Annotated in this window: 20 protein-coding genes; 12 read left to right on the top strand and 8 right to left on the bottom strand. The window is 62.5% G+C overall.

Annotated features, from left to right (window positions below):
- Positions 1-138: 138 nt before the first annotated feature.
- Positions 139-813, bottom strand: coding sequence for a RadC family protein (gene radC / locus DWB85_RS15190; protein ID WP_117956321.1), 675 nt, complete (start codon positions 811-813; stop codon positions 139-141).
- A gap of 101 nt (positions 814-914) precedes the next feature.
- Here radC and coaBC point away from each other — a divergent pair, with 101 nt between their 5' ends.
- The 4 genes from coaBC (at position 915) to slmA (ending at position 6,470) form a co-directional block, all read left to right on the top strand.
- Positions 915-2,108, top strand: a complete 1,194-nt coding sequence (coaBC, locus tag DWB85_RS15185) for a bifunctional phosphopantothenoylcysteine decarboxylase/phosphopantothenate--cysteine ligase CoaBC (RefSeq protein ID WP_117956320.1) — start codon at positions 915-917, stop codon at positions 2,106-2,108.
- Between the two features lie 93 nt (positions 2,109-2,201).
- Positions 2,202-4,778 (top strand): phosphomannomutase/phosphoglucomutase, encoded by a 2,577-nt coding sequence (locus DWB85_RS19795; protein ID WP_117956319.1) that lies wholly within the window; start codon positions 2,202-2,204, stop codon positions 4,776-4,778.
- A 26-nt stretch (positions 4,779-4,804) separates the two neighbouring features.
- Complete coding sequence (gene argB, locus DWB85_RS15175) at positions 4,805-5,707, top strand: acetylglutamate kinase (RefSeq protein WP_117956318.1); 903 nt, start codon at positions 4,805-4,807, stop codon at positions 5,705-5,707.
- Between the two features lie 115 nt (positions 5,708-5,822).
- Entirely contained in the window at positions 5,823-6,470 is a 648-nt protein-coding gene (gene slmA, locus DWB85_RS15170; RefSeq protein WP_117956317.1) for a nucleoid occlusion factor SlmA, read from the top strand.
- Positions 6,471-6,482: 12 nt separating this feature from the next.
- On the opposite strand, the gene DWB85_RS15165 is transcribed toward slmA, so the two are convergent.
- On the bottom strand, positions 6,483-7,130 hold the full coding sequence (locus DWB85_RS15165) for a hypothetical protein (protein ID WP_117956316.1): 648 nt from the start codon (positions 7,128-7,130) through the stop codon (positions 6,483-6,485).
- A gap of 88 nt (positions 7,131-7,218) precedes the next feature.
- Positions 7,219-7,860, bottom strand: coding sequence for an orotate phosphoribosyltransferase (gene pyrE, locus DWB85_RS15160; RefSeq protein ID WP_117956315.1), 642 nt, complete (start codon positions 7,858-7,860; stop codon positions 7,219-7,221).
- 276 nt (positions 7,861-8,136) lie between these two features.
- Between pyrE and DWB85_RS15155 the strand changes: the two genes are divergently transcribed.
- Entirely contained in the window at positions 8,137-8,901 is a 765-nt protein-coding gene (locus tag DWB85_RS15155; protein WP_117956314.1) for an exodeoxyribonuclease III, read from the top strand.
- A 107-nt stretch (positions 8,902-9,008) separates the two neighbouring features.
- Here DWB85_RS15155 and rph read toward each other — a convergent pair whose 3' ends face one another.
- Positions 9,009-9,731 carry a ribonuclease PH gene (gene rph, locus DWB85_RS15150; RefSeq protein WP_117956313.1) on the bottom strand — a complete coding sequence of 241 codons (723 nt, stop codon included), beginning with the start codon at positions 9,729-9,731 and terminating at the stop codon, positions 9,009-9,011.
- Positions 9,732-9,862: 131 nt separating this feature from the next.
- Here rph and DWB85_RS15145 point away from each other — a divergent pair, with 131 nt between their 5' ends.
- The 7 genes from DWB85_RS15145 to recG all read left to right on the top strand — a co-directional run bounded on the left by DWB85_RS15145 (position 9,863) and on the right by recG (position 17,223).
- Positions 9,863-10,714, top strand: a complete 852-nt coding sequence (locus DWB85_RS15145) for a YicC/YloC family endoribonuclease (protein WP_117956312.1) — start codon at positions 9,863-9,865, stop codon at positions 10,712-10,714.
- Between the two features lie 12 nt (positions 10,715-10,726).
- Positions 10,727-11,344, top strand: a complete 618-nt coding sequence (gmk, locus tag DWB85_RS15140) for a guanylate kinase (RefSeq protein ID WP_117956311.1) — start codon at positions 10,727-10,729, stop codon at positions 11,342-11,344.
- Between the two features lie 94 nt (positions 11,345-11,438).
- Positions 11,439-11,705 carry a DNA-directed RNA polymerase subunit omega gene (rpoZ, locus tag DWB85_RS15135; RefSeq protein WP_117956310.1) on the top strand — a complete coding sequence of 89 codons (267 nt, stop codon included), beginning with the start codon at positions 11,439-11,441 and terminating at the stop codon, positions 11,703-11,705.
- Between the two features lie 30 nt (positions 11,706-11,735).
- Complete coding sequence (gene spoT, locus DWB85_RS15130; protein WP_117956309.1) at positions 11,736-13,856, top strand: bifunctional GTP diphosphokinase/guanosine-3',5'-bis pyrophosphate 3'-pyrophosphohydrolase; 2,121 nt, start codon at positions 11,736-11,738, stop codon at positions 13,854-13,856.
- A gap of 18 nt (positions 13,857-13,874) precedes the next feature.
- Complete coding sequence (locus DWB85_RS15125; protein ID WP_117956308.1) at positions 13,875-14,258, top strand: RidA family protein; 384 nt, start codon at positions 13,875-13,877, stop codon at positions 14,256-14,258.
- On the top strand, positions 14,258-15,157 hold the full coding sequence (locus tag DWB85_RS15120) for a hydrogen peroxide-inducible genes activator (protein WP_117956307.1): 900 nt from the start codon (positions 14,258-14,260) through the stop codon (positions 15,155-15,157). The genes DWB85_RS15125 and DWB85_RS15120 overlap by 1 nt, the downstream gene beginning before the upstream one ends.
- The gene (gene recG, locus DWB85_RS15115) at positions 15,157-17,223 is read left to right on the top strand and encodes an ATP-dependent DNA helicase RecG (protein ID WP_117956306.1); all 2,067 of its coding nucleotides are present in this window, start codon (positions 15,157-15,159) and stop codon (positions 17,221-17,223) included. The genes DWB85_RS15120 and recG overlap by 1 nt, the downstream gene beginning before the upstream one ends.
- Positions 17,224-17,332: 109 nt before the next feature.
- Here the strand turns inward: recG and brnA are convergent, their stop codons facing one another.
- From brnA to DWB85_RS15095, 4 genes are all read right to left on the bottom strand, one after another.
- Positions 17,333-17,566 (bottom strand): type II toxin-antitoxin system BrnA family antitoxin, encoded by a 234-nt coding sequence (brnA, locus tag DWB85_RS15110; protein ID WP_117956305.1) that lies wholly within the window; start codon positions 17,564-17,566, stop codon positions 17,333-17,335.
- Positions 17,556-17,816 (bottom strand): BrnT family toxin, encoded by a 261-nt coding sequence (locus tag DWB85_RS19990; protein ID WP_117956304.1) that lies wholly within the window; start codon positions 17,814-17,816, stop codon positions 17,556-17,558. Before DWB85_RS19990 ends, brnA begins: the two co-directional genes overlap by 11 nt.
- 527 nt (positions 17,817-18,343) lie before the next feature.
- Positions 18,344-18,916 (bottom strand): DUF1415 domain-containing protein, encoded by a 573-nt coding sequence (locus DWB85_RS15100; RefSeq protein WP_117956303.1) that lies wholly within the window; start codon positions 18,914-18,916, stop codon positions 18,344-18,346.
- 2 nt (positions 18,917-18,918) lie between these two features.
- The gene (locus tag DWB85_RS15095; protein ID WP_117956302.1) at positions 18,919-20,289 is read right to left on the bottom strand and encodes an FAD-dependent oxidoreductase; all 1,371 of its coding nucleotides are present in this window, start codon (positions 20,287-20,289) and stop codon (positions 18,919-18,921) included.
- Between the last annotated feature and the right edge of the window lie 133 nt (positions 20,290-20,422).

Below are 20,422 nucleotides of genomic sequence, written 5' to 3'. Positions count from 1 at the left end.
AAATCGGGGGAATTAAATAGTTAAGAGGCCTCTACGGGCCCCAAAAAAAGGACCCCAGCCGCGCGGAGCGCGACTTTATACCAGAACGTCCAGCCCAAGGCAAGGACTACCCGCCACGGAGTTTGCGCACCGCGCTACTCACAGCAGGCCGCCCTCGGCAAAGGAAAACTCCTGGCCGGCGCCGACAATAATGTGGTCCAGCACCCGGATGTCCAGCAGCCCCAGGGCCGCGACCAGCCGCTCGGTGATGCGCCGGTCGGCGCTGCTGGGTTCGGCGACACCGGAGGGATGATTGTGGGCGAAGATAACAGCGGCGGCCCGGTACTGCAGCGCCCGCACCGCCACCTCCCGGGGATAGACCGCCGCGCCGTCGAGGGTACCGAGAAACAGGTCGTCACAGCAAATGACCCGGTGCTGGTTGTCGAGAAAGATGACGCTGAAGATTTCCCTTACCTGGCCGCCGAGATGGTGCTGCAGGAACTGCCGGGTGCGCTGGGGGCTGGACAGGACATCGACGTCCTCCAGCTGTTGCAGCGCCAGCCGCCGGGCCAGCTCCACCGAGGCCCGTAACAGCGCGTACTTGGCGTGGCCCACGCCCTGGCAGGCCAGGATACTGGCGGCATCCGCCCGCAGCAGGCCGGCAAGTCCGGAAAACTGCTGCAGCAGCTGGCGGGCCAGGACCACCGCATTGCAGTCCCGGTAACCGGTCTGCAGCAGCACCGCCAGCAACTCCGCATCGGCCAGGCTCTGGGGCCCGCGCAACAACAACCTGTCCCGGGGTCCCTCTCCCGGTTCCCATCCCGACTCTGCCACGGCGCTCCTCCCTGTGCCCGCCCGCCCCGGTGTCAAATACCGGGAGCAGGTGGTATCGTTCCATGCCTTCAGGCAACTATTGTGGCAATTCAGGTCCGCTAATGGCACATCTATTTAATCGCAATGTCCTCCTCGGCGTGAGCGGCGGTATCGCCGCCTACAAGTCGGCGGAGCTGGTGCGCCAGCTACAGGAACTCGGTGCCACGGTGCGGGTCATCATGACCCGGGGCGCTCGTGAGTTCATCACCCCGCTGACCCTGCAGGCGCTGTCGGGCCACCCGGTACACACCGAGCTGCTGGACGAGGAAGCGGAGCAGGGCATGGGGCATATCGAACTCGCCCGCTGGGCAGACCTGCTGTTGATAGCACCGGCCACCGCGGACCTCATCGCCCGCCTGGCCGCCGGCCGCGGCGACGACCTGCTGACCACCGTTGCCCTGGCCACAGCAGCGCCCAGACTCCTCGCCCCGGCGATGAACCAGCAAATGTGGCGAGCTCCCGCCACCGCCGCCAATGTCGCAACCCTGGCGCAGCGCAACTTCCGGATTGTCGGACCAGCCACCGGGGAACAGGCCTGCGGCGACGTCGGCCCGGGCCGCATGGAACAGCCGCCGGTTATCGCCGAGGCGGCAGCGGCCATGTTCAGCAGCGGCCTGCTGGCGGGAAAACGGGTACTGCTTACTGCCGGCCCGACCCGGGAGGCGCTGGACCCGGTGCGCTATATCTCCAATCACAGTTCGGGCAGGATGGGCTATGCCCTGGCTGCGGCGGCCGTGGACGCCGGCGCCCGCACCACCATGGTCAGCGGTCCGGTCAATCTGCAGGCCCCGGAACACGTGCAGTGCCACCGGGTGGAAAGTGCCCGGGAAATGCTGGAGAAGTGCCAGCAGCTGGTAAGCGACTGTGACATTTTTATCGCCTGTGCAGCGGTGGTCGACTATCGCCCGGCACAGGTGCAGACGCAAAAGATCAAAAAAGGCGCCGCCGACAGCATTAGCCTGGAGTTGGTGAAGAACCCGGATATTGTCGCCACCGTGGCCGCCGGCGAGTATCGGCCTTTCACGGTTGGGTTCGCCGCCGAGACCCAGGATGTCCTGCATTACGCCCGCTCGAAATTGCAGCGCAAGGGCCTGGATATGATCATTGCCAACGATGTCTCGGCGAGCGACATTGGCTTCAACAGCGCCGAGAACGCGGTGACGGTGCTGTGGCCTGATGGCGAACAGAGCCTGGCCCGCGCCAGCAAGGCCACCATTGCCCGCCAGATCGTGGAACTGGTCGCCAGCCGCTGCTGAACCCGCGGACCCTGATAAAAAGTCGCAATGCGCGTTCACCCGGGGCGCCCGGCGTAATAACATGTGCTACATCGGTAATGTCGGCCAGGGATAATGCTGAATAAACTGAAAAACAAGAAACAGGGCTCCAACAGCGAGCCAAAACGCCAGCAAGCGGCCAATCCCCAGGGTATTGCGGCCTCCGGTAACGCCACCTACAAGACCGCGGGTACAGGCCTGCTGGTCACCCTGCTGGTCATCGTGGTCAGCTTCACCTACCTGCTGCTGGTCCGCGAGCCCGGGGTCAAAACCCGGCAGGCGGAGCGGGTCGCCGGCGCCTACGCCACGCAGCAGGCAACCAATATCAACGCCCGTATCGCCCTGATGCGCGAGCGCCTGCAGAGCACCGCCCGGTCGCCACTGGCCCGGGCCGCCATTGCCGGCCGCGGGCAGGAGGAGATAAAGGCGCTGGAACAGGCGATTCTGCCCTACTTCCCCGACCTGCTGACCCTGAAGCTGGTGCCCGTGGGTGATATGGGTACGGCGGAATTCGAGCGCGGGACCCGGGGCCTGCGCAATCACATCGAAGTCGACCTGGTCAGGCGCACCGCCCGCGGTGAGCAAACCCTGCCCGAAGCTTTTCAGTTTGAAGACCGCTGGCTGACGACGATTGCCGAGCTGGTCGAGCACCTGGACCGGCGTGCGGTACTGGTCGCAACCATCGACAATGCAGCCTTCTCCAGGGAGCTGCAGGCAGTAAACGCCGGCACCGGCAAGTACGCCCTGGAGCAGATCTACACCGCCATCGACGGTAAAACAAGCACCAATATCATCGCCCAGGCCGGCAGCGGCAACGCCACCAGGTACCAGCGCTACACGACCATACCCGACAGCAACTGGCGGGTCGCCTTCACCCCCTCGACAGAACTGATTGCCTCCCTGGGGGCATCCAGCGGACCGATTTACCTGGTCCTCGGACTCTCCCTGGTGGCGGCGCTGGGCGGCTTCGCCATTGTTGCCCTGCGCATGCCGCGGATCATTGAGGATGATGTCAGCCGGATGATCGCCGCCGCCGACCGCAAGTCAGAGCTGAACCTGAGCATACCGGAACTGGTTGCCGTTGCCCGCCAGCTGCGCCGGGCCACCCTGCGCGCCCTGCGCCAGGCAGAAGGAGGCAGCATTGCGCCTGCCGCCGGCAGCAGCGAAACCGACGCGGTCACCGAGTTCGCAGAGGGCTCGTCCGCCGGCGACCTGGACGAGGTACTGGAACTGGACCTCGAGGTCGAGGAAGAACCGGCATCGCCCGCCAGGATTCCCAGTAATTTTCCCGCTCACATCTTTCGCGCCTATGATATTCGCGGTGACGCTGACAGCGAGCTCACCGTGGAGCTTATGGAGAAAATCGGTCTCGCTATCGGCACCCTGGCGGGGGAAATGCAGGAGCAGTCGCTGCTGGTGGGCTGCGACGGCCGCAACTCCAGCCCGGCGCTGAAGTCGGCGCTGGTGCGAGCGCTGATGGAATCCGGCAGGGACGTTATCGATATCGGCCTGGTGCCCACCCCGGTACTCTATTTCGCCACCCACCACCTCAAGTGCCGCTCCGGGCTGATGATTACCGGCAGCCACAATCCAAAGACGGATAACGGCCTGAAGATCGTGCTCAACCAGCATACCATCCACGCCGGCGGCATCGAGGATATCCGCGACCGGGTTATCCGGGCGGAATTCAGCAAGGGCAACGGCCGCATGATCAGGGAAGATGTGGTGCCTGCCTATATCGACCAGGTGGCCCATGACATCGCCATCGCCGTGCCGCTAAAGATCGTGGTGGACGCTGGCAATGGTGCCGCCAGCGATGTCGCCCCGCTGCTGTTCGAGGAGCTCGGCTGTGAGGTTGTTCCCATGTACTGCAGCGTCGACGGCAACTTCCCCAACCATTCCCCGGACACCTCCAACGAGGACAACCTGCGCGCCCTGAGCGATGCGGTGGTGCGCGAGGAAGCCGACTTCGGCGTTGCCTTCGACGGCGACGGTGACCGCCTGGCTATCGTCACCGGCAGCGGCCACATCGTTCGTTCGGACGTCCTGCTGATGATCTTCGCCCAGGACGTGGTGTCGCGGAATCCGGGGGCCGACGTGGTATTCGATGTCAAGTGCAGCCGCAACCTGACCCAGCTGATCACCGGCAATGGCGGCCGGCCGGTACTGTGGAAGACCGGCCACGCCTTCATGAAGGAAAAAATGGCCGAGACCGGGGCCCTGCTCGGCGGCGAGTTCTCCGGCCACATGTTCTTCGGCGAACGCTGGTTTGGTTTCGATGACGGGATGTACGCCGCTGGCCGCCTGGCGGAGATCATGAGTACCCAGGGCGACAGCCTCGACGACATCATCGACAGCTTCCCGAAAACCGTCAACACCCCGGAGATTCTCATACCGGTCGCCGAGCAAGCCAAGTACGCGCTGATGGACCGCATCGTTCGCAACACCGACTTCTCCTCCGGCAAGGTCAATACCATGGATGGCATCCGGGTCGATTTTTCCGAGGGCTGGGGCCTGCTCAGGGCGTCCAACACCAACCCGGTGCTCACTGCCCGCTTTGAGGCCACCAGCGAGGCAGCGCTGGAAATGATCATGAGCGAGTTCCGCGAGCAGATAGCGCTGGTGGACTCCACTTTGGAACTGAACTTCTGAGCCACTCCGGCTCCAACAGGTATCACATGTCTCTCGACCGCGCCGCAGCTCTTAACATCGCCCGGGTTCTCACCGAAGCCCTGCCCTATATCCAGCGCTTCACCGGCAAGACCGTGGTGGTCAAGTTTGGCGGCAACGCCATGGTAGACCCCGAGCTGCACGAGAGCTTTGCCCGCGATGTGGTACTGATGAAACTGGTGGGCATGAACCCCGTGGTCGTCCACGGAGGCGGCCCGCAGATAGGCCAGCTGCTGGAAAAGCTCAACATACACACCGAGTTCGTCAACGGCATGCGCGTTACCGACGCCCAGACCATGGATGTGGTTGAGATGGTGCTCGGGGGCAGTGTGAACAAGGAGATCGTCTCTTCCATCAACCGCAACGGCGGCAAGGCCATCGGCGTTACCGGCAAGGACGGCCAGCTCATCCGCGCCCGCAAGCTCAAGGTCAGCCGCCACAGCCCGGAACTGGACGCATCGGAGATTATTGATATCGGCCATGTGGGCGAGGTGGAGCAGATTGACACCGAGGTGTTGTCGGTCATTCTCGGCAGTAACTTCATACCGGTTATCGCCCCGATCGGGGTCGACCGCGAGGGCAACAGCTACAACATCAATGCCGACCTGGTAGCGGGCAAGCTGTCGGAGGTGCTGCAGGCGGAAAAACTGATGCTGCTGACCAACGTCTCCGGGCTGCTGGACAAAAGCGGCGATGTTCTCACCGGCCTCAGCACCGACGAGGTGGATGCGCTGATCGCCGACGGCACTATCCATGGCGGCATGCTGCCCAAGATCAGCTGCGCTTTGGACGCGGTAAAATCCGGAGTCGCCAGCTCGCACATCATCGATGGTCGGGTGCCGCACGCAGTACTGCTGGAAATCTTCACCGACGAGGGTATTGGCACCCTGATTACCAACAGGCGCCACTGATTGTGTGACCCAGTGCCCGTTGGCACTATATTCTCAGGCAATTTTCGCCCCTGCTTATTGCAGGGCCCACGGGTAATCGCTAGCATGGACACAATCCGAGCGACGTGTAATTTTCATGCCTCCCAGAAAGTCCCAACGGCGCCAGCAGATTCTGGAAGCTCTTGCCCAGATGCTGGAGGCCAATCCCGGCAACCGGATCACCACTGCGGGACTGGCAAAACACGTGGGTGTATCGGAAGCCGCGCTCTACCGGCATTTCCCCAGTAAATCCAAGATGTTCGAGGGACTGATCGAGTTCATCGAGGACACCCTGTTCAGTCGCATCAAGCTCATCCTCGCCGAGGAACCCGGCGCCGCAGGCCGTTGTGAAAAAATGCTGATGCTGCTGCTGGCCTTCACCGAGCGCAACCCCGGCATTACCCGTATCCTTACCGGCGACGCCCTGGCCGGCGAGACCGAGCGCCTGCATCTGCGGGTTGCCCAGCTGTTTGACCGCTTCGAAACCCAGCTCAAGCAGGTTATCCGGGAAGCGGAAATGCGCGAGGGCCTGCGCCCCGTCATTCCCGTTGCCGCTGCTGCCAACCTGCTGATGTCCACCGCCGAAGGGCGCATATCCCAGTACGTGCGTTCCGGCTTCAAGCGCTCGCCGACCGAGGACTGGAAGCTGCAGTGGGAACTGCTGATAAGTGGTTTCTTCAAGGAGGCCGTCAGCCAGCCGCTGCCAGGACAGGGTGGCTTTGCCCAGCCCCTGGGCCAGGGCTGAGGCCAGGCCTGATCAGCGGCGCGGGTCTTGCCGCGTATTCTTCTGTTGTTCCGCCCGCTGCTGGGCCATCATGTTGCGCCGGAACTCCACCATGTCCAGCAACACGGTAAAACGCTCGATATCCGCCTGGTAGGCGGCCTGGACTTCCTCAATTTCCTCATTGCGATCGGCGATGGCCCGGTCGCTGACTGCAATTTCCGCCTGCAGGTCGGCGATGGCCTGTAGCCGCGCCTCGTCTACCTGATTGCCCATGCGCTCCATTTCCGCGGCCTGGGCCTGGTAATTTTCCACCTGCTGTTTCAGGGAGCGCTTGTTGGACTTGAGGATGCTGACCCGGATTCTCAGATCACGCAGGGCGCGCTCCTGGGCGGCCTCGATATCTTCGATGGAGCTGTAGCGGAGCAGCAGGGCTTCGTCCCACTCCCGCAGCCGCTGCTGCTCGGCCAGGGCCTCCTCTTCCAGGCGCTTGCGGGCGTCGGCCTCTTTCTGCTCTTCCTCGGACAGTTCCCGCGGGACCACCCGCACCACCACGCCCTCGTCGTTGAGGACCTCGTAGCCATGTTTGACGTACTCCGGCGGTACCTGGTAGTCGACCACCATGTTGCCCTGGTCATTGGTGTAGCGGTACAGCTCTACCGCGGAAGCGGTAAACGGCAACATGGACAATGCCGCGACAGTAACGCCGCAAATTAGTGAGTGCTTGCGATTCATGCCGCCCAATATAGGCGCTGGTGCTGGCAGGAACAAGTCACACCCCGTAGCGATCGCGGTATTCCTTCATCTTCGCAAGCACCTCTGCGGATTCGCCGGTTTGCTCCAGGTAGGCGATGATGTGGCTCATGTCGATGATACTGAGCACCGGCACGCCATAGTTTTTTTCCAGTTCCTGGATGGCCGACAGTTCGCCCTCGCCCCGCTCCTGGCGATTGAGGCCGATGGCGACACCTGCCAGCCTCGCGCCCGCCCCCTCGATCATGGCGATCACTTCACGCACCGCAGTGCCGGCGGTGATGACGTCGTCAATCACCAGCACCCGGCCTCTCAGCGGCGCCCCTACCATCACCCCACCCTCGCCGTGGGCCTTGGCTTCCTTGCGGTTATAGGCAAAGGGCACATCCAGGCCGTGGTCGTTGGCCAGGGCCACCGCGGTCGCGGTCGCCAGGGGAATACCCTTGTAGGCCGGCCCCAGCAGCACATCAAATTCGATGCCGGAGGCGGCTATGCGGTTGGCGTAGCAACGACCCAGGGCGGCTAGCGCCCGGCCACTGTCAAATGCCCCGGCATTGAAAAAATAGGGGCTGATGCGGCCCGATTTCAGGGTAAACTCGCCGAACTTGAGCACTTCGTACTCTTTCGCCAGCTCAATAAATTCCGTCTGGTACGCCTGCATGGGGATTATTCTCCTCAAGGTGTGGCCTGAATTCACAACTGCCACCCGATTCCGGACTTTGTTATCCGCCCATTCCCGGATAGAATGAGCGGCTACCCGGTCTCTACTACTGCTCCGAGCCCATGAGTTGGCGGAGTAGACAAATAAACAGTAACAGTAGCGGGACTGAAATCAGTAGTAATCGGAATACGAGTTTGGACTGTCCGTGAGGCCGCCTGAAACAGGTGGCCCGCCTGGGTTGGACATAATACACGCTCTCATATCAAGGGGCTATTAATGCGCATCATCAGCTTCAGCGCCGACGGCATCAGGAAGGCCGCTGAAAATGGATTTTACGACTGGCTGAAAGAACAGGACGCCGACGTTGTCTGCATCCAGGATTTACAGTGCTCTGAGTACGACCTGCAGGACAACCTGTTCTTCCCGGAAGACTATAATCCTTATTTCTTCGACGACATCGACGGCAAGGCCAATGGCGTGGCCATTTACTGCCGCCAACTGCCCAAGGCCATCATGACTGGCCTCGGTTTCGCCGACTTCGATATGGAAGGCCGTTACATCCAGGCGGACTACGAAAACATCAGCGTGGGCTGTCTGTTGGCGCCTCACGCCGAACCGGGAAACGCTGGGCAACAGGCCCGCAAGAACGAATTTTTCGAGCTGCTGGGCAACCATCTGCAAAAGGTCCGCAACAAGCGCCGTGAATTCATTATCTGTGGCGGCTGGAATATTGCCCACACCCCCGGCGATGTCCAGGACACCGAGAGCAACAGCACCGTATCGGGCTTTCTGGCGGAGGAGCGCCAGTGGATGAACGAGCTGTTCACCGAAGGCTACGTGGACGCCTTCCGTGAGATCAATTCCGACCAGGACGAATTCACCTGGTGGCCCGGGGGCGACCGCAGCAAGAATGGCTGGCGCACCGACTTCCACGTGATCTCCAAGGGGCTGCAATACGCGGTGGACTACGGCGCTATCTACAAGAGCCGCGAGTTCTCCAGCCACGCCCCGGTGATCATGGATTACGACATCGAGCTGTAGTCCTCCACAGCCCGTTAGTCATCCTGGGGGCACGTCATCCCGGTAAAGCCAGGAACTTACATCTGCTAGGTCCAACCGGCGCGCCCACAAAGCAAGTGCCGAAAACCTCAACCCTCCGCCAGCGCCGCCTTCTGCCTCCCGATCAGCTGGAAAATCCCCTCACTGGCCAGGTCCAGCATGGCATTGAGCTCATCGCGCTTGAACGGTGCCTGCTCGGCGGTGCCCTGCACCTCGATAAAGCCGCCTGATTCACCCATGATCACATTCATGTCAGTATCGGCGGCCGAATCCTCGGGATAGTCCAGATCCAGCACGGGCACCCCCTGGTAGACCCCCACGGATACCGAGGCCACCATCTCCAGCAGCGGGTCGGTGTTGATGATTTTCTGCCGCTGCAGGTAGTTGATGGCGTCCACCAGCGCCACCAGGGCGCCGGTGATGGAGGCAGTGCGGGTACCGCCATCGGCCTGGATCACGTCGCAGTCGATGGTGATGGTATTCTCGCCGAGCTTTTTCAGGTCGAGGGCGGCGCGCAGGGAGCGTCCTATCAGGCGCTGGATTTCCACTGTGCGGCCACCCTGTTTGCCGCGAGCGGCCTCGCGCCCCATGCGGCTGTCGGTCGAGCGCGGCAGCATCCCGTATTCGGCGGTGACCCAGCCGCTGCCCTTGCCGCGCAGGAAACGGGGCACCCCCTCCTCCACGCTGGCGGTGCAAATAACCTTGGTATTGCCGAAGCAGATGAGGACGGAACCCTCTGCGTGACAGGTAAAATTACGGGTGATGGTAATGTCCCGAAGCTCATTCGGGTTGCGACCGCTGGGGCGTTGCATGCAAGCTCTCCACTGTAAAGAATGCGCAAGTATACGCGTCGCAGCCCACTGTGAGCAGTCCCGGCAAGCTGCTACACTTTCCAGCCCACGTTAAATTACAAGGAAGCGCAGTATTGGCCAGGATCCACAGCATGACCGCTTTTGCCCGGGAGAGCAGCAATACCGAGCAGGGCGTGCTGACCGTCGAGCTGCGATCCGTCAATCATCGCTACCTGGATTGCAGCTTCAAGCTGCCAGACAGCCTGCGCGCGCTGGAAACCCGCCTGCGCGAACTGGCGGCGCGCAAGCTGGCCAGGGGCAAGATGGACTGCATGATGCGGATCCAGCCTCATCCCGAACGCAGCGCATCCCTGGAGATCAACCAGGAGCAGCTGCAACAGCTGGCAGCGGCCGCCAAACGCGTGACTGCAGTTATCGACACCCGCCAACCCACAGCACTGGAAGTACTTCAGTTTCCCGGCGTCTGCAGCGCCCCCGAGCACTCCGAGGAGGAACTGCACCGGTCGGCCCGATCGCTGTTTGAACAGGCGCTGGACACCGTGGCCGACAACCGTGCCCGGGAAGGAGAAAAACTCTCGGCCTTGATCGACGAACGGATCAGCCAGGTGGAAGCCGCGGTGGCGGAGACCCGTCAGCGCGTGCCGCAACTGCTGCAGCAGCAGCGCGACAGGGTCGTCGCCCGGATCGCCGAACTGGATGTGGAGGTCGACCAGGGCCGGCTGGAGCAGGAGCTGGTGCACATGGCGCAAAAGGCCGATGTCGATGAGGAACTGGACCGGCTCGACGCACACGTGGCCGAGGTTCGCCGGACCCTGGACAAGGGGGGTCCCTGTGGCCGGCGCCTGGATTTTTTGATGCAGGAGCTCAATCGCGAGGCCAACACTCTGTCGTCGAAGTCAACCTCCAGCGGCACCACCCAGAGTGCGGTGGAGCTGAAGGTACTGATCGAGCAGATGCGTGAACAAATCCAGAATATTGAATAAGGGCACCTGCCGATGAGTCGCACCGGAACCCTGTATACCGTTTCCGCACCCTCGGGGGCCGGCAAGACCAGCCTGGTGGCCGCCCTGATCGAGCGCACCGCGGACCTGCGGGTCTCGGTCTCCCACACCACCCGGGAGATGCGCCCGGGAGAGGAACACGGCGTTAACTATCACTTTGTGAGCGAGGCTGAGTTCCTCGCCATGCTGGAAGAAGCGGCCTTCCTCGAGCACGCCAGGGTCTTTGGCAACCTCTACGGCACCTCCCAGGCCTGGGTGGAAGAGCAACTGGCCGCCGGTACCGATGTCATTCTCGAGATCGACTGGCAGGGAGCGGCCCAGGTGAAACGCCTGCTGCCGGCTACCCGGGCGATCTTTATCCTGCCCCCCTCCCGGCTGACCCTGCTACAGCGCCTGACCGCCCGCGGCCAGGATGACTCCCACACCATCGAGGGCCGCATGGCCGAAGCGGTCGAGGAGATGTCGCACTATGTGGAGAGCGATTTCCTGGTGGTCAACGAAGATTTCGACCGGGCGGTGGCGGAGTTGCAGGCCATTGTCAGCTGCCACCGCCTGGCCACGGGCAAGCAGCGCCAGACCCTGGAACCGCTGCTCAACAAATTGTTCAGCTGAGCCCCCGGCGGGCATTATTCACGCTGGAGCAATGACCCGCACACGGGTATAATTTCCGGTCCTGTTTAATTACTCACTAATGGAAATTTTATTCATGGCACGTGTAACCGTTCAAGATTGCCTGGAAAACGTCGCTAACCGCTTCGAGCTGGTCATGGTAGCCAGCAAGCGCGCCCGGCAAATGGCCACCGGCGGCAAGGATCCCCTGGTCCAGGAGGAATCCGACAAGCCCACCGTGATCGCCCTGCGCGAAATCGCCGAAGGCCTGATCACCCCCGACATCCTCACTCGCGAGGACGAGCTGGAAGCCGAGGAGGAACTGGCTGAAGTCATGATGGAGGCCAGCAGCGAGCCCCTCTAAGCTGAAGGGGCATCGCAGAACAGCATATCCATGAACGCCGTTCAGCCGATCGATGCCCTCACCCACACGCTCCAGAGCTACCTCACCCCGGAGCAAAGCAATAGCGTAAAACGCGCCTACTACTTCGCCGAGCAGGCCCACCATGGCCAGCTGCGGCGCAGCGGCGAGCCCTACGTTACCCACCCGCTGGCGGTGGCCATCATCCTCGCCGACATGCACATGGACCACCAGAGCCTGGTGGCCGCCATGCTCCATGACGTCATCGAGGACACCGGCATTCCCAAGTCCGCCATCGGCGAGCAGTTCGGCGCCCCGGTGGCGGAGCTGGTTGACGGGGTCAGCAAGCTGACCCAGATGGAGTTCGAGTCGCTGGAAGAGAAGCAGGCGGAGAACTTCCAGAAGATGGCCCTGGCCATGGCCCGGGACATACGGGTTATCCTGGTCAAGCTGGCGGACCGGCTCCACAACATGCGCACCCTGGGCGTGCTGCAGACCAGCAAGGCCCGGCGGATCGCCCGGGAGACCCTGGAGATCTACGCCCCCATCGCCATGCGCCTGGGCATGAACAACGTGCGTATGGAATTCGAGGATCTGGGTTTTTCCGCCCTGCACCCCATGCGCGCCCGCCGCATCAAGGCGGCCCTGCGCAACGCCCGCGGCCACCGCAAGGAGCTGGTCGACAAAATCCGCCAGCAGATAGAGGCCACCCTGGCCCAGGAGGGCCACGAAGCCGAGGTGATGGGCCGGGAAAAGCACCTCTACAGCATTTACAAGAAGATGAAGTCCAAGCGGAAGTCCTTCTCCGAGATCATGGACATCTACGCTTTTCGCATCATCGTCGACTCCGTGGACACCTGTTATCGCGTACTGGGCTGCGTGCACAGCCTGTACAAGCCGGTGCCCGGGGAGTTCAAGGATTACATCGCCATTCCCAAGGCCAACGGTTACCAGTCGCTGCACACCATATTGATGGGCATGCACGGAGTCCCCATTGAAATCCAGATCCGCACCCGGGAGATGGAGGACATGGCCAACAACGGCATCGCCGCCCACTGGTTGTACAAGAGCGACACCCAGTCCACCAATGGCAGCCATGCCCGGGCCAGGGAGTGGGTCCAGGGACTGCTGGAAATGCAGCAACGGGCGGGTAACTCGCTGGAATTCATTGAAAGCGTCAAGATCGACCTGTTCCCGGACGAGATCTACGTGTTCACCCCCAAGGGCCGCATCATGGAACTCCCCCGGGGTGCCACCGCCGTCGATTTCGCCTACGCGGTCCATACCGATGTCGGCAACAGCTGTGTGGCCTGCCGCATCAACCGCCGCCTGGCGCCCCTGTCGGAGCCCCTGCAGAGCGGTCAGACGGTGGAAATTCTCACCGCCAAAGGCGCCAGCCCCAACCCGTCCTGGTTCAACTACGCGGTGACCGCCAAGGCCCGGACCAACATCCGCCACTTCCTCAAGCACCAGACCCGGGAAGACTCGGTCGCCCTGGGCCGGCGACTGCTGGACCGGGCCCTGGCTGCCATGGACAGCAGCCTGGAGACCATCCCGGAAGACGAGCTGGAGGAGTTTCTCGGCGAGCACCAGTACCCCGGCCTGGAGCAGCTGCTGGAGGACATCGCCCGCGGCAACCGACTGCCGGCGATCACCGCCCAGCAAATCCTCGGCGAGGAGGATGCGGACCACTCCGAACCGGACCACGCCCACCCGGTGGCGATCCGCGGCACCGAGGGCTTTATGCTCACCTACGCCAAGTGCTGCCACCCGATACCCGGTGACCCCATTGAGGGCTACCTGAGCTCGGAAAAAGGCGTGGTTGTGCATCGCGAGCGCTGCAACAACCTCAACGACATGCGCGAGAACAGCGAACGCCTGGTGGCCCTGCGCTGGGACGACCAGGTCGAAGGCGAATACGCAGTGGAATTGCGCATCGAGGTAGAGAATCGCCGCGGCATGATCGCCGTGCTGGCGACCCGCATCAACGCCATGGGCGTTAACATCGAGAAAATCTCCACCGAGGACAAGGATTACCAGTTTACCTTCGTCGACCTCGAGATGCTGGTTAAGAACCGCGTCCACCTGGCGCGAATCATGAAACGCCTGCGCAGCACCAGTTCCGTGCGCAAGGTAGTCCGTCTCAAGAACTAGGCAAGCAGGAGCAAGCACGTGAGCAACCGCGCCATTATCTCCACCCCCAATGCACCGGAAGCGATTGGCCCCTACTCGCAGGCCGTGAAAGTGGGCAATACGGTATGGGTCTCCGGCCAGATCCCGCTGGTTCCCGGCTCCATGGAGCTGGTCAGCGGCGACATCACGGCCCAGACAAAGCAGGTATTCGACAACCTTGCCGCTATCGCCGAGGCGGCGGGCGGTTCCCTGGACAAGGCCGTCAAGATCAATATTTCCCTCACCGACCTGGGCGACTTTGCCGCGGTCAATGAGGTCATGGCCGAGTACTTCCGCGAGCCCTACCCGGCCCGCGCCTGCGTCCAGGTCGCCGCCCTGCCGAAAGCGGTGGACATCGAAGTTGAAGCCATTCTGGCTGTCTGATGACGCTCACTGAACTGCGCTACCTGGTCGCCCTGTCGGAAGCGGGGCACTTCCGCAAGGCGGCCGACGCCTGCAACGTCAGCCAGCCCACGCTCAGCATCGCCATAAAAAAACTGGAAGAAGAGCTGGGTATCAGCCTGTTCGAACGCGCCCGGCACAAGGTGAGCCCAACACCCATCGGCGAGCGCATTGTCAAACAGGCCCGCACCGTACTCCAGGAAATTCACAACCTGGTACACCTCGCCGAGCAGGGCAAGGACCCGCTGGGCAGTGTGCTCTCGGTGGGCGCCATCTACACCGTGGGACCCTACCTGTTTCCCCGGCTGGTGCCGCGCATCCGCAAACTGGCGCCGGGCATGCCCATGTACATTGAGGAAAGCTACACCGCCGATTTGCGGGTAAAGCTGAGCAGCGGCGCCCTGGACGCCATTTTCATCGCCCTGCCCTTTACCGAACCGGAGGTCGTAACCCGCCCCCTGTTCGATGAACCGTTCATGGTGCTGCTGCAGAAGGACCACCCCCTGGCCGCCAGCGACAGAATTGACCCGGCAGCCCTGGCGGAACACCGGGTGTTGCTGATGGGTGAGGGTCACTGCTTCCGGGACCAGGTGCTCGAGGCCTGCCCGGGCTTGCAGGAATCCATCGCCGCGCACAATGCCCGCGACCAGGCGGTGGTGGAAGGGAGTTCACTGGAGACCCTCAAACATATGGTCGCCAGCGGCATGGGCATCACCGTGTTGCCCGAGTCGGCGGCCAATGTGGCTTCCTACGGCGAACAGGAGCTGGTCCTGCGGCCGTTCTCCGACCCCAACCCCCACCGCACGATTGCCCTGGCCTGGCGGGTGAGCTACCCCCGCCACCAGGCCATTGATGTACTCGCCGAGGCGCTGAAAGATTAGTGTCGGGCATTGCCGCTGACCCGGTCAGCCAGCTCCGCGGCGTTGGCCCCAAGCTGGCAGCCAAACTCGCTGACGCCGGTATCCACCGGGTAGAGGACCTGCTGTTTCACCTGCCGCTGCGCTATCAGGACCGCACCCGGGTCACTCCCATAGGCGCTACCCGGGAAGGGGTGGACGTGGTGATAGAGGGAGAGGTGCGGGTGGCCGACATTGCCTTCGGCCGGCGCCGCAGCCTGGTGGTTCGCCTGCAGGATGGCAGCGGCACCATCAGCCTGCGCTTTTTTCATTTCTCCGCCGCGCAAAAAAACAGTCTCAGCCCCGGCACCCGGCTGCGCTGCTTCGGCCAGGTGCGTCGCGGCAGCAGCGGGCTGGAGATGTATCACCCGGAGTACCGCCAGGTAAACGCCGCCGATGTACCCGTCGAGGAAGCGCTGACGCCGGTGTATCCCGCCACTGGCAATATTGGCCAGAACCAGTGGCGCAACCTGTGCATGCAGGCGGTCAGCCGGCTCAGGCACAGTGCCCCCCGGGAGCTGCTGCCAGCCGACCACCATCTCGCCTACGGTCTGGGCGATGCGCTGATTTACCTGCATTCGCCGCCACCGGACGCCCCCCAGGACGCCCTGCGCGATGGCGAGCACCCGGCCCAGCTGCGGCTGGCGGTCGAGGAGCTGGTGGCCCACAACCTCACCCTGCAGGGACTGCGGGCGCAGCAACAGGCAGAGGGCGCGCCAGTGCTGGGCGGCGACCCGGCGCTGCTGGCGCGCTTCCTGGCGTCGCTGCCTTTCCAGCCCACCGGCGCCCAGCAGCGGGTGATGGCGGAGATCAACGCCGACATTGCCCGCCCCCACCCGATGCTGCGACTGGTGCAGGGCGATGTCGGTTCCGGCAAGACCCTGGTGGCGGCTGCCGCTGCCCTGCAGGCCATTGCCAGCGGCTACCAGGTGGCGATCATGGCGCCCACTGAAATCCTGGCGGAGCAACATCGCAACAACTTCGCCACCTGGTTCGCCGGCCTGGACATTGACATTGCCTGGCTCAGCGGACGCAGTAAAGGCAAAAAACGTCAGGCGGCACTGCAGGCCATCGCCGCCGGTGACGCTGGACTGGTGGTCGGCACCCACGCCCTGTTCCAGAGCGATGTCCTGTTCGACCGGCTCGGCCTGGTGGTGGTGGACGAGCAACACCGCTTCGGGGTTCACCAGCGACTGTCGCTGACCGAAAAATCGGGGCAGAACATCGGCCGCCCGCACCAGCTGGTGATGACCGCGACACCGATTCCCCGCACCCTGTCGATGGTGGCCTACGCCGACCTGGACTGCTCGGTGATCGATGAACTGCCGCCGGGGCGGCAACCGGTGGAGACGGTACTCATCGACAACAGCCGCCGCGAGCAGATTGTCGAGCGGGTCAGCAAGGCCTGCGCCGGCGGCCGCCAGGCCTACTGGGTCTGCACCCTGGTAGAGGAAAGCGATGTACTGCAGGCGCAGGCCGCCGAGGCCACCGCCGCGGAACTGGCAGCGGCACTGCCCGGGCTGCGGGTGGGGCTGGTGCACGGGCGCCTGAAGCCCGCCGAGAAAGACAGCGTGATGGCGGCATTCAAGGCTGCCGATATAGACCTGCTGGTCGCCACCACCGTCATCGAGGTGGGCGTGGATGTTCCCAACGCCAGCCTGATGATCATCGAGAACCCGGAGCGACTGGGCCTCGCCCAGTTACACCAGCTGCGCGGCCGCGTGGGCCGCGGCACCGCCGCCAGCCACTGTGTGCTGCTGTACCAGAGCCCCCTGTCGTTCAATGGCAAACAGCGCCTGCAGGCCATGCGCGCCAGCAACGACGGCTTTTTTATCGCCGAAAAGGACATGGAGCTGCGCGGCCCCGGGGAAGTACTCGGCACCCGGCAAACCGGCCTGATGGAATTTCGCATCGCCCAGCTGCCGGCGCACAATCACCTGCTGGACCAGGTGCAGTCACTGGCGACCCAAATCCAGGCCAGTCACCCGGAATTGATCGAACCCCTGATCAAGCGCTGGACCGGCAGCAAGCGCGAATTTGCCAAGGTGTGAGGCGCGAATCGTGCAGCGGCTTTTACCGCAGTGTGCCTGAAGTTAACTTATGTTGCCGCTCTCCGCAGAATAACGCCTGAAGAGTCCGCGGCGAAGCCATCCGCCTGCTTTACTTGTTAGAGGCGTGTTCAAGGCGTTCAGCCAGCCAGACTTTGATGATCGATTGTCGCGTGACTCCCAGCCGTGCCGCCTCTCTGTCCAGAGAGACAATCATCCATTCGGGAAAATCTACGTTAACTCGTCGCGGTGTTTGATTCGGCCGTTTGAGACTGGAAAGATCCAGGTCTTCAACTATGTCTTCCTTACCCTGGTCGAATTTTTTGTCAAAATCTTTAGCTTTCATAGAGCTCTACCTCAGCTTTTCGAGATCGCCTGACCGATATTAATCGAATCTCCTCGTCTCTAAGGGTAAAAACGGCAGACCAGTACTGCCTATTGAAACGAGCGATTACGATTGATCTTGGTTCATCATCAGACCTCGCGGCTAACTCAACTAAGTTAGGGTCATCCCACAGGAATTGCGCCTGCTCAAAATCTATCCCATGCTTCCTGAGATTAGATGCGCTCTTTCTTTGGTCGTACTGGAACTTCATAGTGGTATAGAAAATATACCAATATTAGCGTCCTGACAAGAGGTGGGATGGGTACGGGAGGAGCCCATAACGCCTTGCGCAAAGGCGAAGAAACCGCGTAGCGGTTTGGGCGTCCGGCCCCGCCAGGGGCGAATTGGCGCAACTTATTAATTTGCGCCAAGCGTGGAAGGGAAAAATGTTTCCGCGGAAACGCGAAAGGATGGAACCTACTGCCCGAGTGGACTGATGCAATGATGTACTGCCCGGCGCAGATACTGACATGACTCGAATTCCTTCTCGAAGTCTCGTGGTTCTAGCTTAACCCAACAAAGAGACTTGCGCACATTAACAGCTTATCAGTTGTAACAATTCAGTGTGCGCAGGCATACGGCCATTCCTTACTGCGGGTCGCAGACATAACAAGCCCCGCAAATACATGGCGGTGTTGTGTCAGATCAGCATATGCCTTCCGGCTTCACTCCAGGACGACTGCACAGCGCGCTTCCGCGGAAACGCGTTGCTGCCGCTGGTAACCGATTTCGCTGGTTTTATGGGTCTGTCGGCCCGGAACGTTTCAGCGCCAGCCAGCGCGACTGCAGTTCTTCCGGCCCCAGGGCCTGCAGGTGCTGGACATTGCGGCCGGGAATTCCCTCCGGGTCGGGAAAGTCCAGCAGCACCCGCTCCAGCATATCTTCCCGGATCAGGTGGATAGTCGGCCAGGGGGAGCGATTGCTGAAGTGGCTGGCGGCAGCGGCGGGTTCGCCCTCGAACTGGTAGTCGGGATGGAAGCTGGCCAACTGGAGCACACCGCGCAGGCCGGCGGCATCCAGCAGCTCCTGGGCCAGATCGAGAAAGCCCAGGTAGTCGTCGAAGTCGCCCAGGGCGCCGGTAAAAACCAGCAGGCTGGTGGCCACTTCCATCTCCGGGGAGGACTGCAGCAGGTCCAGCTCGGCGAGAAAGAATTGTTGCAGCGCCGCAAGTTCGTCCGCGGCACAGCTGGCAATGCGCAGCCGGGGGGAATCCAGCAGCGGGCGGGCAAAGGGGCAGAGGTTCAGCCCCACCACAAATTCCTCGAGCCAGCGGCGGGTCTGTTGCTCTGCGGCACGCCCGGGATTGGGCATGCTCAGGCCATGATCGCCGGCAGTTCCTTCTGCAGGGCCATCTTGTGCCGCGTTGCCTCACCGGTAAGGGCGAAGCCCAGCAGGGCGCCGCTGGCGTCGCGGAACTCGGCCTTGACGTTGTGGCCATCAATTTCAAAGCTCCACTCGCCTTCGACCCCGGCAGGGGGAGGGGCCACGGTGACCGGGCAGGCGGGGACCTTGATGGTAACCGGCATGGCCGGGTAGCTGACCTCAGTGGGTTCGCCGGCCAGGGTCTTGCCCAGGGCCCGGGCCTGGGCCATCAGCGGCGCGACATAAACCAGCACGTGTCCGGCCACCTCGGCGCAATCACCCATCGCGTACACGTTGGGCGCGCTGGTCTCCAGCAGGCGGTTGGTCACCACGCCGCGGTTGGTTTCGATGCCGGATGCCTGGGCCAGCTCGACGCGGGGGCGCACACCCACCGCCGAGACCACGAGGTCGGCGACAATGGTTTCACCGTTGTTGAGCTTTACCTCCACACCGATATCAGCCTTGTTGACCTCGGTCACCAGCGGGCCGAAGTGGAACTTCGCGCCCTGCTCCTCAAGCGCCGCCTGCACCGCCTTGCCGGCGGGCTCGGGCAACAGGGTCGGCAGGCAGTAGCCCAGCGGGTCCACGGTTTCGGTCTGGAAGCCGCCGTTGATCAGGTCATTGGTGTACTCGCAGCCGATCAGGCCGCCGCCGATCAGGCAGACTTTTTTGACGTCGTTCTTCTTCATCGCCGTGCGGAAGTCGTCGTAATCCAGCAGGTCGTTAACCGAGTAAACCTTGTCCAGGCCATCGCCTTCGATGGGCGGCCGGATCACATCGGCGCCCAGCGCCAGTACCAGCTTGCCGTAGTGGACCGCGGTCTCAGCGTCACCCACCTTGATCAGCTGGTTCTCGGTGTCGATAGCGCTGACCCTGGTCATGGTCCACACGCTGGCCTTGAGCATACGGCCCATGCTGCCGGCATCCAGTTGCGCCAGGTCGTCGGTGGACGTGTCCTTGGTGTAGCCGGTAGACAGCATCGGCTTGGAGTAGGAGCGGCCGTCATCGGAGGTAATCAGGATCAGCGGCGTGTCCGTATCGTGTTTGCGGAACTCCTTGGCCAGGCCGTAGCCGGCGAGGCCAGTGCCGAGGATCACCACCGGCGAGTGAACCGTATCGACCACCGGTTCCTCATGATGGGGAGTATCGTCCACCGGCGACTCCTCGAGCAGTTCGAAGTCCTCCTTGCCCACGCCGCAGTCGGGGCAGAGCCAGTCCTCGGGGACGTCCTCCCAGCGGGTTCCGGGGGCGATACCGTCATCGGGCCAGCCTTCCTTCTCGTCGTATATCAGGCCGCAGACTATACATTCCCATCTACTCATCGTTGTGCTCGCTCGTGCTGTCTCTGTTTCCGGAGGTTACTCCCCAATGCTGACGACAGCGCCGGGGAAACAAATTCAGGGGGCAACACTATAGGGTTGTGTGAAAATTGTGCAAGGGCTATGTGGGTCGCGG

The sequence above is a fragment of the Seongchinamella sediminis genome (genome assembly GCF_003457605.1).
Lineage (GTDB): Bacteria > Pseudomonadota > Gammaproteobacteria > Pseudomonadales > Halieaceae > Halioglobus > Halioglobus sediminis.
This window is presented reverse-complemented; position numbering and strand designations above follow the sequence as displayed.

Excerpts from the sequence above, each read along its gene's own strand:
- coaBC (WP_117956320.1), top strand. The coding sequence starts at position 915 with ATGGCACATCTATTTAATCGCAATGTCCTCCTCGGCGTGAGCGGCGGT.
- DWB85_RS19795 (WP_117956319.1), top strand. The coding sequence starts at position 2,202 with ATGCTGAATAAACTGAAAAACAAGAAACAGGGCTCCAACAGCGAGCCA.
- argB (WP_117956318.1), top strand. The coding sequence starts at position 4,805 with ATGTCTCTCGACCGCGCCGCAGCTCTTAACATCGCCCGGGTTCTCACC.
- slmA (WP_117956317.1), top strand. The coding sequence starts at position 5,823 with ATGCCTCCCAGAAAGTCCCAACGGCGCCAGCAGATTCTGGAAGCTCTT.
- DWB85_RS15165 (WP_117956316.1), bottom strand. The coding sequence starts at position 7,130 with ATGTTGCCGTTTACCGCTTCCGCGGTAGAGCTGTACCGCTACACCAAT.
- pyrE (WP_117956315.1), bottom strand. The coding sequence starts at position 7,860 with ATGCAGGCGTACCAGACGGAATTTATTGAGCTGGCGAAAGAGTACGAA.
- DWB85_RS15155 (WP_117956314.1), top strand. The coding sequence starts at position 8,137 with ATGCGCATCATCAGCTTCAGCGCCGACGGCATCAGGAAGGCCGCTGAA.
- rph (WP_117956313.1), bottom strand. The coding sequence starts at position 9,731 with ATGCAACGCCCCAGCGGTCGCAACCCGAATGAGCTTCGGGACATTACC.
- DWB85_RS15145 (WP_117956312.1), top strand. The coding sequence starts at position 9,863 with ATGACCGCTTTTGCCCGGGAGAGCAGCAATACCGAGCAGGGCGTGCTG.
- gmk (WP_117956311.1), top strand. The coding sequence starts at position 10,727 with ATGAGTCGCACCGGAACCCTGTATACCGTTTCCGCACCCTCGGGGGCC.
- rpoZ (WP_117956310.1), top strand. The coding sequence starts at position 11,439 with ATGGCACGTGTAACCGTTCAAGATTGCCTGGAAAACGTCGCTAACCGC.
- spoT (WP_117956309.1), top strand. The coding sequence starts at position 11,736 with ATGAACGCCGTTCAGCCGATCGATGCCCTCACCCACACGCTCCAGAGC.
- DWB85_RS15120 (WP_117956307.1), top strand. The coding sequence starts at position 14,258 with ATGACGCTCACTGAACTGCGCTACCTGGTCGCCCTGTCGGAAGCGGGG.
- brnA (WP_117956305.1), bottom strand. The coding sequence starts at position 17,566 with ATGAAAGCTAAAGATTTTGACAAAAAATTCGACCAGGGTAAGGAAGAC.
- DWB85_RS19990 (WP_117956304.1), bottom strand. The coding sequence starts at position 17,816 with ATGAAGTTCCAGTACGACCAAAGAAAGAGCGCATCTAATCTCAGGAAG.
- DWB85_RS15100 (WP_117956303.1), bottom strand. The coding sequence starts at position 18,916 with ATGCCCAATCCCGGGCGTGCCGCAGAGCAACAGACCCGCCGCTGGCTC.
- DWB85_RS15095 (WP_117956302.1), bottom strand. The coding sequence starts at position 20,289 with ATGAGTAGATGGGAATGTATAGTCTGCGGCCTGATATACGACGAGAAG.